General features: G+C 46.1%; 11 protein-coding genes. 1 reads left to right on the plus strand and 10 read right to left on the minus strand.

Features of this window, described 5'->3' with window-relative positions:
- Positions 1 to 103: 103 nt before the first annotated feature.
- The 9 genes from AMS66_RS18895 to AMS66_RS18935 all read right to left on the minus strand — a co-directional run bounded on the left by AMS66_RS18895 (position 104) and on the right by AMS66_RS18935 (position 11,120).
- Positions 104 to 1,114, minus strand: coding sequence for an aldose 1-epimerase (locus tag AMS66_RS18895; protein WP_053782271.1), 1,011 nt, complete (start codon positions 1,112 to 1,114; stop codon positions 104 to 106).
- A gap of 12 nt (positions 1,115 to 1,126) precedes the next feature.
- Positions 1,127 to 2,911, minus strand: a complete 1,785-nt coding sequence (locus AMS66_RS18900) for a glycoside hydrolase family 2 protein (protein WP_144424538.1) — start codon at positions 2,909 to 2,911, stop codon at positions 1,127 to 1,129.
- 50 nt (positions 2,912 to 2,961) lie between these two features.
- Positions 2,962 to 4,728, minus strand: coding sequence for a glycoside hydrolase family 2 protein (locus AMS66_RS18905; RefSeq protein ID WP_053782273.1), 1,767 nt, complete (start codon positions 4,726 to 4,728; stop codon positions 2,962 to 2,964).
- A gap of 50 nt (positions 4,729 to 4,778) precedes the next feature.
- Positions 4,779 to 5,585, minus strand: coding sequence for a carbohydrate ABC transporter permease (locus AMS66_RS18910; protein WP_053782274.1), 807 nt, complete (start codon positions 5,583 to 5,585; stop codon positions 4,779 to 4,781).
- Positions 5,585 to 6,475, minus strand: a complete 891-nt coding sequence (locus AMS66_RS18915; protein ID WP_053782275.1) for a carbohydrate ABC transporter permease — start codon at positions 6,473 to 6,475, stop codon at positions 5,585 to 5,587. Before AMS66_RS18915 ends, AMS66_RS18910 begins: the two co-directional genes overlap by 1 nt.
- Before the next feature lie 88 nt (positions 6,476 to 6,563).
- The gene (locus tag AMS66_RS18920; RefSeq protein ID WP_053782276.1) at positions 6,564 to 7,856 is read right to left on the minus strand and encodes an ABC transporter substrate-binding protein; all 1,293 of its coding nucleotides are present in this window, start codon (positions 7,854 to 7,856) and stop codon (positions 6,564 to 6,566) included.
- A gap of 198 nt (positions 7,857 to 8,054) precedes the next feature.
- On the minus strand, positions 8,055 to 8,984 hold the full coding sequence (locus tag AMS66_RS18925; RefSeq protein ID WP_053782277.1) for an ArsR/SmtB family transcription factor: 930 nt from the start codon (positions 8,982 to 8,984) through the stop codon (positions 8,055 to 8,057).
- A 256-nt stretch (positions 8,985 to 9,240) separates the two neighbouring features.
- Positions 9,241 to 10,503, minus strand: a complete 1,263-nt coding sequence (locus AMS66_RS18930; RefSeq protein ID WP_053782278.1) for a cytochrome P450 family protein — start codon at positions 10,501 to 10,503, stop codon at positions 9,241 to 9,243.
- Positions 10,504 to 10,538: 35 nt separating this feature from the next.
- Positions 10,539 to 11,120: a cysteine hydrolase family protein gene (locus tag AMS66_RS18935; RefSeq protein WP_053782279.1), complete on the minus strand. Its 582-nt coding sequence runs from the start codon at positions 11,118 to 11,120 to the stop codon at positions 10,539 to 10,541.
- Positions 11,121 to 11,249: 129 nt separating this feature from the next.
- Between AMS66_RS18935 and AMS66_RS18940 the strand changes: the two genes are divergently transcribed.
- Complete coding sequence (locus tag AMS66_RS18940) at positions 11,250 to 11,846, plus strand: TetR/AcrR family transcriptional regulator (RefSeq protein ID WP_053782280.1); 597 nt, start codon at positions 11,250 to 11,252, stop codon at positions 11,844 to 11,846.
- Positions 11,847 to 11,936: 90 nt separating this feature from the next.
- Here the strand turns inward: AMS66_RS18940 and AMS66_RS18945 are convergent, their stop codons facing one another.
- Positions 11,937 to 12,407 carry a GNAT family N-acetyltransferase gene (locus AMS66_RS18945; RefSeq protein WP_053782281.1) on the minus strand — a complete coding sequence of 157 codons (471 nt, stop codon included), beginning with the start codon at positions 12,405 to 12,407 and terminating at the stop codon, positions 11,937 to 11,939.
- Between the last annotated feature and the right edge of the window lie 34 nt (positions 12,408 to 12,441).

A 12,441-nucleotide genomic window follows, 5' to 3' on the forward strand; every position in this document is an offset into this window, starting at 1 on the left:
GCTACCCTTTTTTTTCAAACAGGATACTTCCTTTATTGGTTTTAAAAGGAGCAGCGCGATCACAGCATTAGCTGTCCTGGCTGCTCCCCTTCATTTTTTATTTTTACGATTGACGCAGATATAATCTGCTCGTTTCCTCCCAAATCTCTCCCGGCTCCAGACTAAATAATCCAGCTTCCTCAACCTGCATATCCAGATTCGGTGCATTCACGAGATTGATCTGGGGTTCGGGACAGAAAAAGCCTTCTTCCGCATTATTGTTCCAGATCATCCATTGTTTATAGGAGGTTCCCACATCGTAGATCAGTGTCATTCCACTCTTCGTATCCTGAAGCTCCATCCGGTTCCTTCCGTTTTGCGGTACAGCAGTGTAATGGTTATCCATTTCTGCAAAGAACGGATATACCCCGGAGTCACGCATCAGCTCTTCCTCCTGAAGCAGGGGCTGGAAACGTGTCGTTGGCAGCATACGTTGATCCAATTCCCATCTGTCTCCGATGGTCAGCTTGAGCTTGTAATCAGAAGCCGATCCTCCCGTATTAAACGGTGCATTGATTGAGGTATGAAAAGCGATTAGGCAAGGCATGCAGGAGTTTCCATGATTGCGAATCCTGACATGCTGCATAAGTCCATCACTGCTCAGCGAGTAGCGCAATGTAATACTGAATTGAAAAGGAAAGGTCACATACACGGGATGAGTTTCATCTACGGTAATAGACACCGACACATGGCTTTCCTTCTCGGTATGTCCATACTCATCTACAACCCAGGGCGTATTATACAAAAATCCGTGCAAATGATTTCCTGTTGCTTCCTCATTGACCGGGAACTGAAGTGTCTCTCCGTTCCAGGCAAACCGCCCGTCCTCATAGCGATTCGGGGGAAACAGGACGGGGATCCCATGAATCATCGGTCTTGTCTTGAATGATTCCATTTCTTCGGGTGACGGCTCATGAAGGAAGCGAAGCCCTCGCTCAAGATCACGAAAAGCGACCAGATTACCACCTATCTCCGGCAACATTACAGCCTCACTGGAACCAAAACGTAGGTAAATGGCCTTTTCCCCTTGAAAATCGCCTTCCCAGGAATTACTTGTCTCCCTTGTGTTCAACATGCGTTCCCCTCCTTATTCACCAGCGGACGATGGATATTGCCCTTCTATAATGGCACGGATCTGTTCCATCGGCATCTTGGGCTGTCTGTCATACGTCAGCAGACCGTTAATCTCCTGTTCTACATCCGTCAGCTGTGTGTAACAAAATCCTTCGACGACCGGAGAATTCAATAACGGCTGTACTACGGCATGCAACCGCCGGGCAAAATCCTCGTCATTTTCCGCTCCGGAGTAACCCCAGCCTTCCCAGTCACTTTTCTTATAACCGATTCCACCGAATTCGGTAATTAAGATAGGCTGTCCTTCATAATGGTAGCCACCCACGCTCAGATTCCGACTGCCCGGAAGGGCGCTTACCGCGTTTTCACGACTGCGATAGCGTTCCTCCAGAACTTCCCTTCTCCATTCATAATCATGAATGTTATACAAGTCGGTCTGTACCATCTCCCAGCCATCATTGGAAATGACCGGACGAGTGGAATCCAGCGATTTGGTCAAATAATACATAGACAAGGCGTGATACTGCTGCTCCTTGCTGGTCAGGATATGGGGAACGCCCCAGCTTTCATTAAGAGGTACCCAGACCACAACACATGGATGATTGTAGTCCCTTTCCAGCGCCTCCTGCCATTCGCGTGTTACCTGGGCAACATACTGTTCGGAGAAATCGTACGCATTCGCCATCTCTCCCCACACCAGCAGCCCCAGCTGATCACACCAGTACAGATATCTTGGATCTTCAATCTTCTGGTGTTTTCTGGCGCCGTTAAATCCCATTTCCTTCGTTAATTCCACATCACGCCGGATAGCCTCGTCACTCGGCGGGGTCAGATTTCCATCCGGAAAGTACCCTTGATCCAGAACGAGCTTCATATAATATGGACGGTTATTCAGAAACAGCTTGCCTTGTTCAATGGAGATCTTGCGCATGCCGAAGTAACTGTCGACCTCATCGACTGGTACACCGTCCACCAACACAGTGAAATGAATGTCATACAGATTGGGATGCTCTGGGGACCACAGCCTGCCAAGACCATGCTCGTTAAAGGTATGAAGACCGATGGTACGGGTCTCTGTCCTCCCGCCAATTCGATATTCATCCTCAGACAGCTGCTCCCCCTGATAAGCAATGTGCACACGCAGTCTAACATCCTGAGCGTCCCAATCCCTTGGATCAGTTTGTTCCCTTTGAAGATGAGCCGTAACTTTGATTTCGTTGCGATCGATATCGGGAGTCAGGCGCACCTTCTGCAGATGAACGGGTGCAACAGCTTCGAGCCACACCGATTGCCATATTCCAGTAGTGCGGGTATAGAAAATTTGGGCAGATTGCTCCTGCCAGAACTGCTTCCCACGCGGTAGCGTTACATCCCTGCTATAATCGATCGCTTGTACGGTCAGCACATTGCTTCCTTCCAGCAGAGCATCCGTAATATCGGCATGAAATGGCGTGTGTCCGCCCTCATGCCGAACCACCAGTTTCCCGTTTACCCATACAGAGGCTTCATAGTCCACGGCTCCGAAGTGCAGCAGCAGCCGTTTACCGGTGAAGTTCTCTGGAATGTCAAAAGTCCGTTTGTACCAGACATTATCGTGAAAATTGGAATCTGCTATCCCGCTCAGCTGACTTTGAAAAGCAAATGGCACCTGGATTCGGCGGCTGAATGCTTGTTTGCCTTCATTCCAATTTTCCGAACGTCCCTTGTTATGATCATCGAATTCAAATTCCCATTCCCCGTTCAAACTCATCCAATCCTTCCGCACAAATTGCGGCCTTGGATAATCCTGTCGCAGCATGATGTTCAGCTCTCCTGTTCTAAGTTGATCTCTAGCATATAGTCCAGACTTCATCCCAGATTGATTTTACGAATCTCTTCCAGTGGAACCTTCGGTTTACGGTCTTCCGTCAACAGGCCATTGATCTCCTGCTGCACATCCGTAAGCTGTGTGTAACAATAGCCAGAGATATAGGGAATGGATTGAATTGCCCCGGTGATGGAACGGAAACGTTCGAGGAAAGCTTCAACCGAATCCACTTGGTTTCCGTATCCCCAGCCTTTATCCGATTGGAAAGCAATACCGCCGAATTCACTAATGATGATGGGTTGGCCCTTGTACGTATATCCTTCAGCAAAAGCAAATTTCCATCGGTTAGATGCGATCTGGTTCGTTACAATCATATCCTTATCCTGATAGCGCTCCAGAAAAGCGTCTCCCGTCTCCACATAATCATGGAGGGTCAAAATATCTGATACCGTATGCTCCCATCCGTCGTTGGTAATGACCGGACGATACGGATCAATGGCCTTGGTCAGATGGTAAATGGATTGCGTAAATTGCTGCTGCCTTACCTCGTGACCAATGGTCGGTATACCCCATGATTCATTGAATGGAACCCAGGTAATTACGCATGGATGATTATATTGCTGAGGTACAATTTCCAGCCACTCTTTGGTGAAGCGGGTCACAGCCTCGTCATTGAATTCGAAGGTCGCCGCCATCTCTGACCAGACCAGCATGCCTTTCACATCACACCAATACAAAAAGCGTGGATCTTCCAGTTTCATATGTTTACGGATTCCGTTATATCCCATCTCGGCAATTTTATCGATATCCTCAATCAGTGCTTCCACTGAAGGTGGGGTCAAATGGCTATCCGTCCAATAGCCCTGATCCAGAATCATTCTTTGGTACAATGGAGCGTTATTCAGCAGAATCTGCCCGTTTTCAATCGATATCTTTCGCATGCCAAAATAGGACTGAACCCGGTCGCTTTCCTTCTCGTCCTCGTACAAAACAAACTCAATATCGTATAGGTTCGGTGATCCCGGTGACCACAACGACTGTTTCCACGGACCGCCAGCCTCGTGTTTCACGCTGGCCTCTATCGTCATCCAGGGTCTGTCGGGAGACAGGCTGATGGTTTGTACATGCTGTCCATTAAGCTCAATGCGTGTCTCCAGACGCAGGTTGTTCCTGCCTTCAATTCCATGCAGCTGAAAGTCCAATCGAATCATATGTCGATCGATATCCGGTGTCATTTTGACCGCATCAATTCTTGCCTCATTCACATATTCCAGCCATACACTTTTCCAGATCCCGGTGCTCTGTACATAAAAGCATTCAAAATTTTGATCCACCCAGCGTTGTTTTCCCCGAGGCTGCACTGCACTCTGGCTGTCCTCTATTTCAAGCACGATATTGTTCTCTGAACCATACGTAATATAAGGCGTAATGTCGAAGGAAAAGGCAGCATAGCCACCTTCATGCTCTCCGACAACAGTCCCGTTAACCCAGCATTTTGCTTTGTAATCCACACCCTGAAAATGAAGGATCGTCCTTTTTCCTCTGGCCTCCTGCGGGATCAACACATTTCTTCGGTACCAGACCCGTGGATGGAACGTCTCGATCCCGATTCCACTTGCTTTGGTTTCATAGGTAAAAGGAACAATGATTTGGGTCCCCTTCGGAAATCGTTCTTGATCATACCAGTGCTCGCTTTCGCCTACCTTGCCATCATCGAAGGAAAAATCCCATTCCCCGTTCAGATCCAGCCACTCCTTGCGGACAAATTGTGGTCTTGGATAATGTTTGCTATAAGATTTTGTAGTCATATTGTTCTCCCCGATCTCCTCTATATTTGGCTCGTTGGCCTGAAAAAGTGTTAACCCTTAATACCAGACATGCTGATACCTTTGACAATCTGCTTCTCAAAGATGACAAATAAAATAATGATAGGAACTGAAGCGACGGCATTGATAACCATCGGTTTAACATAATCCTCTGAGTACTGTCCCATCAGCGTGGGAATTCCCATTGGCAGTGTAAACAGATTATCGTCGGTGATCGAAAGAAAAGGCCAAAGAAAATTGTTCCATGAACCAATAAACGTCAGGATGGCCATGGAAGCCATCGCTGGCCGGGTCAGCGGCAGTACAATGCTGGTGAAAATCCGCCAAAATCCCCCACCGTCAATTTGTACGCTCTCCAACAGATCATTGGGAATTCCATCGAAGAAGCTTTTAAGTACAATAACTGCTACAGGCGAAGCCAACGCAGGAATGATTAATCCACTGTATGAATTCAGCAAATGAAGATCTTTGGCTACCTGATAAAGTGGAATAATGGTAGCTTCACCAGGAATCAGCAGCCCGCCAAGAATGAAAAAGAAAACAAATGTACGGAAACGAAACGGTACTTTGGACAGGGCAAATCCGGCCATGGCGGCGAAAATAACAGTCAGCACGGTCACAACCACCGCGACAAACAAACTGTTAACCACCCACTGTGACAGCTTTGTCGTTGTCAGAATCTCGTTATAGACGGCCAGCGAGTAAGGAGGTTTAAACCAGTCCAGGACTGTAATAATCTTCATGCCTTCTTCTTTAATGGAGACCATCAGCATCCACACAAGTGGGGCCGCAAACATAACCGCCATCAACGCAGAACCTATGCGATACAGCCATTTCATCAGTTTTCCGCCCCTTTCCGGTTAGTCATCCAGTATTGCAGCGCCGACAGCACCAGCAGGATCACGAATAAAATATAGGACATCGTTGCGGCATAACCAAGGTTGTTGTTCTTGAATCCAGTCTGATAGATTAATTGAATAATCGGACGTGTCTGATCCAGCGGTCCCCCGCCCGTAATGACATAAATCTGCATAAAGACCTTGTATGAAGCGATGATCTGCAACATGGTTATGGTTTTGGTCAATGGTTTCAAATAAGGAAGTGTAATCCTCCAGAATATTTGATTATCACTTGCACCATCCAGCCTTGCTGCTTCATAAATTTCATCCGGTATTTCCTGCATGGCGGAAAGATACAAAATAAAGTTAAATCCGACTGTCCACCACAAGGTAATTACGGTAATAACGACCCAAGCGAGCCCGGTTTCCGTCAGCCAGAAAATTTCGGAATTTTGAGGCAATAATTGGACAAGATGCAGGACGGAATTGACAAATCCCGTGTAAGGCTGAAATACGAATAAACCCAGATAAGCTGCGACGGCGACGGAGAGTACGCTTGGTATAAAGAAGATGATGCGGTAGAACTTTTGCAAAGACGATTTACGGTTGGCAATCATAGCCAGCAGAATCGCGAGTATAATCATGGTCGGTGTACTCAAGAAAACAAAAAAGGTAGAATGCCAGATCGCTTCCCAAACCTCTCTGTCCTGAAGAACTTTTCGGAAGTTATCCAGGCCAACAAAATCCATTTTCTTGATCAATGTCCATTTGTAGAAGGTCATCTCCACGCCTTTAATCATGGGCCAGATCGTAAATAAACCATAAACAATTAAGAATGGAAGCAGAAATACCAATGCCTGCAAATCCGCTCTCATTTTTTTGATCTTCATATGCGTCTCCCCTTTGATTGGCACACAAGCCGGCGATTTCTTGTCTACAGATGATGACTACGCACGGCTTGCGTGACCCGTCTTCCTTCTATTCGCTCAGTATTTTCTGAATGGCTGTCTCCATGTTGTTCATGGCATCCGCAGGGGTCATTTTGTTCATCCATACTTCATTCAAAAATTTAAAGGCAGCTTCATCGCGGATTTGTGCATTTTTGGTGGAATGTTTGCTGAATTTCACCACACTTGCCACTTCGGAATAATCGCTGCGGTATGGCAGATCCTTGAATTCCTGTTTTTCCAGTACGGAAGGCTTGGATGGAATATGTCCAGCTTTCGCCCAGACCTGACCATTGTCAGCAACCCAGTCAGCAAAGATCATTGCTGCCTTGCGTTTAGCTGGGTCCTCATCTTTAGTCAGTGGCAAAACAATCGTGTGAGAATCTCCCCATGTTGCTTCCTGATCGTAGAATTTCGGAATTGGCATGGCTCCAAACTCAAGTCCTTTGGTGGATTCCCATGTTCCTGTCGTCCAGACACCTGTCATGATAATGGCGGCTGTGCCACTTTGAAAATTTTTATAAAAGTCCGGATCATTTTTCTTGATATAGCCTTCGGTATAAAGCTTCTGGATATAGTCTGCGGCTTTGATGCCTTTCTCCTTATCAATGGCTGCGGACTTCAGATCATCCGACACCACGTCGTTGCCACCCAACTGGGAGTACAGCGACCACCACAAGCGATAAGGGTCATCATTATTATTGGACAATGCAAACGGGGTAGTTTTAGCAGGCAGCTTCTCTTTTAACGTTTGAAGGAAACTTACAAATCCGTCAGCTGATTGTTCCAGAATCGGTTTCCCGTCTTCACCAAGCAAGCCTGCATCTTTTAAAAGTTTTTTGTTGTAGAACATGATAAAGGGATGTGTGTCAATAGGGACCGCATAATGTTGACCTTCTACGGTAACCGCATCCAAAAGATTCTGGTTATAGGTGTTCCAATCCACACCTGCATCCGTAGCGGGAGTATCTAGCTCTGTAACTACTCCTTGATCAATCAGATCAGGAAGTCTGGAGGAATGGGAGATGCCAATGTCCGGTCCATTACCGTTACCAACAGCTGTAACGAGTTTCGTATAGTACTCGCCCCAGGCCAATTTGGTATTCTTGACTTCAATGTCCGGGTGGGTTTTGTTGAATTCATCGACCAATGTCTGCATATTGGCGCCATCACCACCATCGAACAGCGTCCAGAAGGACAATGTCACTTTTCCATCACCGGAGCCACTATCCCCAGCCCCGTTACTGCCTCCGCTACATGCACTTAAAACGGTAGAGAATGAGAGCAATAATATCAGTGCTAACCTGCCGATCTTCTTTTTCATGCGAGTATCCCCTTTACTCTAATTTGTAGATACAAACGATATAATTGTTTTGTTACATTATTACTGTATCTATAGGGGATTATATAAGGGTATTTCGCATGTGTCAACGCTTTCAAACATATTTAATGTAATTATTAATTAAAAAAAGGCCTTAGTTACATAATATCTGCAACCAAGGCCTTTCTCCCTTATGGCATTCTAATGAATAGCATAATGTACAGTCATTTTGATATTTTGGTCATAATCTCCAAATTGTCTTCCAAAGAGATTTACCCCTCCTTGATGAACGGCATCCGGTTTAATGCCAATCCGCACCCTTAATTTGTGGCTGTTCTGGAGGTTAAGCTGATCCAGATCTACTGCTGAAATTTTCTCCATATCCAGCGTCGTTTTATTTTTATCCACTCGCCATGTCTTTAATAATCCATACTGTGTTGACCATTCAAACCACCAAGCCGGGTTGAGCTTTCCGCGCCGATCTCCAAAGTCACCAGGACATGTCCACATGCCAATTTCCACACCGTTAATCCATACGGAGATATCGGAAGGCCAATTATGATCGTAGTTCGGTGCCTCAGAACACATCTCCATAGACAGTTCCAGTGATTCGATTACCGCTTCTCTCGGAATCTCCAGCGGCATCAAATATTCGACATATCCCTTGCGAAACCACATAATCTGCGCTCCAACATGCTTTGGATGAAAAAAGCTGGCAGGTTCATCCTCACGAATGATCATACCCTCGCCATTCGCCATGCCGCAGGTTGGTGACACTTCACAGTCACTATAGTGACCAATAGGCATATCCACTTCGTATACCTGAATATCACCTTTGGGAATTGCTTTCTCCAGATTAAGAGCAATATGAATATCATCGTAATTGCGACTGCATACCTTCATGGCCCCGCGAGAGGCGGGCAGCAGTTCCGTATTTATCAGCCGTGCCGCTTCCAAAACCTTGATATTACTGGCTACTGTCGATACCGGAAGTTTGAGAGCTTCCGCGATTTCTACTATATTCAGGTTTTGGGAAATCAGCAGTCGGAGAATATCCACTCTGGATCGGGTCGATAAAGCATGTGTAACCGTGACCAGCTCATCCGGATTATCAAAACTCAGCTCAAGCATTCGTTCACCACCTCTTATGTATTTATGAAACAGCAAATGTAATCGAATAGTTTAATTCAGTCGATAATATTGTAACAAATCATTTATTTTGTATCAAATTACTTTTTACTTCATCATTCTTCTTATTTTTCATACAATTTCTGGAGTGTCGCCTATCGTAATAAAACTTATAGCCTAACCCAAAAAATCCGCCATGTTTGGCGGATTTTTTGGGTGTATATGTTCCTCTTACCAATAAAAGATCCAACTCTTTGTGCTAAAAAGCGACAGGTAAGGCAGCCAAGCTCTGTGAACTTAGCGCCAAATGCCACTCAATGTTTTCCCGAGGAACATTAAGTCGCAGATTAGGCATGCGTCTTAACAATGTTGTAAAGGCGATATCTCCCTCCACACGCGCAAGTGGAGCCCCCAAGCAGGAATGAATGCCATGGCCAAAAGCAAGATGACGATTAATATGACGTGTAACATCCAGATTCTCTGGCTGTTCAAACTGAAGCTCATCCCGATTGGCAGATTTCAACACGGGGATGACCATATCCCCCTTTTTAATCAGTTGTCCTGCCAGCTCCATATCCTGAGTCGCAAAACGAGGACCAGCAATGGTTGCAGGCCCATTAAAACGCAGCAATTCCTCGACAGCAGACGGGGCCAGACTGAGATCAGCCTTGAGCTTCTCCAATTGTTCAGGATGATCCAATAACATCATTGCACCTGTAGCAATCAGATTGGATGTCGTCTCATGACCAGCAAAGATCAATAACGTTATCATGGATAACAGTTCCGGTTCACTGAGTCGATCGCCCTCTTCTTCTATAGCAATCAATTGACTAATCAAATCATCCGCAGGATGTTTGCGTTTCTCAGCTACCAGCTGTGCGGTATAGTCACCGAAAGCTTTGAGATGTTCCTCCACTCCCGGTTCACGCACTCCGAGGCCCAGACCATGTGCAATCGCGGAGGACCATGTCTGGATCTGCGGGCGATCTGCTTTAGGCACTCCCAGCATGTCGGATATCACATGGATCGGTAAGGGATAGGCGTAGTCCTTGACCAAATCCATCTCGCCCTGGGCTTGAACCTGATCCAGTAATTCATCAGCAATCTGCTGTACACGCGGGCGAAGACTTTCCATATATTTCGGCGTAAAGGCTTTGGAGACCAGCCGGCGTAATCTCCGATGATCAGGCTCATCTACAGAGAGCATCGATTTTCCGGTGAAGAACGTCGGAGGGGCATCTGGATCTGTGTTCTCTACATAGGCTTTCAGAATATTCTCATTACCGTCGATGGAGAGAGGGTCTACCGTGAAGTGGGCATGATCTTTGAGTACCTGTGAAGCTTCTTCCATTCGTGTGACCAACCACTGCCCGCGATCTGTACCACCCATTGGCAAAGATACTGGAATAACAGGACCTGTATCACGCAACTGCTTGATAAGTGAAAACGGGTTTTCACCACTATCCCCACTAAACAGGCTCAGCGCTGCTTGTTGTGAAGCATTAAGATCTAACTCGCTCATTATAACCACCCTTTCGCTTCGACAATTTTATTAGGTTAAATTAATGCATTTATCCAATCATCTACAGCCAACACATCGGCCTGTTGGGGGAATACACTCTCGACGAGAACACGATGAACTTCAGGGTCCCTGTCCAGACAAGCATCAGAAAGTACGGTCAGCGCGTAGTCCTTATCCGCCGCTTCACATAATGTAGAAAGAACTACTCCGCTTGTTGCGATACCACTGAGAACCAGTGTATTGATGCCATGGGATTGAAGGAGGTTTTCCAATTCACTTCCCGAGAATCCACTGACGCGGAACTTGTCCACAATGAACTCTTCTGGGAGCGACTGCACCGACTCATGAATGTCCATTGCCACTTTCATCGCCGGATTGGCTTCGTTTCCATCACCGCGGCTAGACTTTTTTCCAAACAACTTGTTGCGCTCACTTATTGGAGGAACTTCCTGGCGATGACCAACCTTCACAAAAATCACGGGTACGTTATGTCTGCGAGCTGCTTCTACCGCTTTCTGAAACGGCAACAGTGCATCCTCGTGCTTCGCATATTGCGATACAATGATATTCTGTATATCCATGACCAGAAGTGCAGCTTTGTTATGATGACTCTCCACAGGTTGCACATCCCTCTCATTTTGATTAAGATTAAGGGGAGAACTCTCCGCTTAATCTCTTCTTGATATTAAACGGAGAGTTCTCCCCTTGTCAAATTTTGGAGGTTGAAGGATAGGAAGTGACAGACAGTGGATAAAACCAATACAACCTCTCGTTCGGAACGACGGGATGCTGCTGAGAACCGCCAACGTATTTTGAATGTGGCTTTCAGATTATTCGAGATGCACGGTGTCGAGCGGGTCAGCATGAATCAGATCGCTTCCGAAGCGCAGATTGGAGCGGGCACCTTATACCGCCGATACCGCAACAAGAGTGAGTTATGTATGGACTTGATTAAAGATAACGCAGCGCTGTTCTTCGATGATGTGGAGATATATTTGCAGGAGAACGCACAACATCCACCATCTGAGCGCTTGCGTGGTCTGTTGACGTTGTTTATCCAGTTTAGAGAGAAAAATGCGGAACTGCTCTCGGGCATCGAGAATGCGGTATATCAGGGTTCAGACTCCAGAACCTCAAGTCCCCTATATGACCAATTGCATCAACAGCTATTCGAATTATTCGAAGAAATAGCAACAGAGACCGACGGATCGCAGTCCATCAGTCTGTTCAAAACGGACATCCTTCTGACCGCCATGAGCAATGATTCGTATCTGTTTCAAAAAAACGTACGCGGCAACTCTCCCGACCGCATTGTGGAGCAGCTCTGTTTAACGTTTCTTTAACGTATATGGGTATATGAAAATGCCAAAAAGCCTAATTCATGATCGGCAATCTGCCGCTTGAACTAGGCTTTTTTAGCATGAAGTGTGAATTTATAATGTTTTGATATACCATGCATCACAAGCAAAATGTTCCGTTGCATTTAACGGTGCCTCTAATGGAATAAAACCGCTCTTGATATAGAATTTGTTGGCTGCGACCATGTTGCTAAGCGTTTCAAGATAACATTGTTCATAATGGTACTTGGCAAAGTCTAGGGAAATCCGAAGCAAATCATATGAAATCCCGGTTCCTCGTGCTTCTTTCAAAGCATACATCTTCTGCAATTCACAAATATGTGGAAATCCATCAATCGGTCCGATGCCGCAACCAGCTACAATGGTTGAGTTATCCTCAACCACCCAATATCTGGAGCCCTCCCGTTGATAAAGGTGATAAAAATCGCCCAAATTTGGATCAGCCCACGCCGTTCCTGTCTTATTGGCCTCAAATTCGATCAGGCAACTTCGAATCAGAGACTCTACTTCTTGATTATCTTTTTCCTCTATCTCTCTAATGAACATGCAGTAAGCCTCCGCATCATGAAATAATTGCCGC

The organism is Paenibacillus xylanivorans, assembly GCF_001280595.1.
Lineage (GTDB): Bacteria > Bacillota > Bacilli > Paenibacillales > Paenibacillaceae > Paenibacillus > Paenibacillus xylanivorans.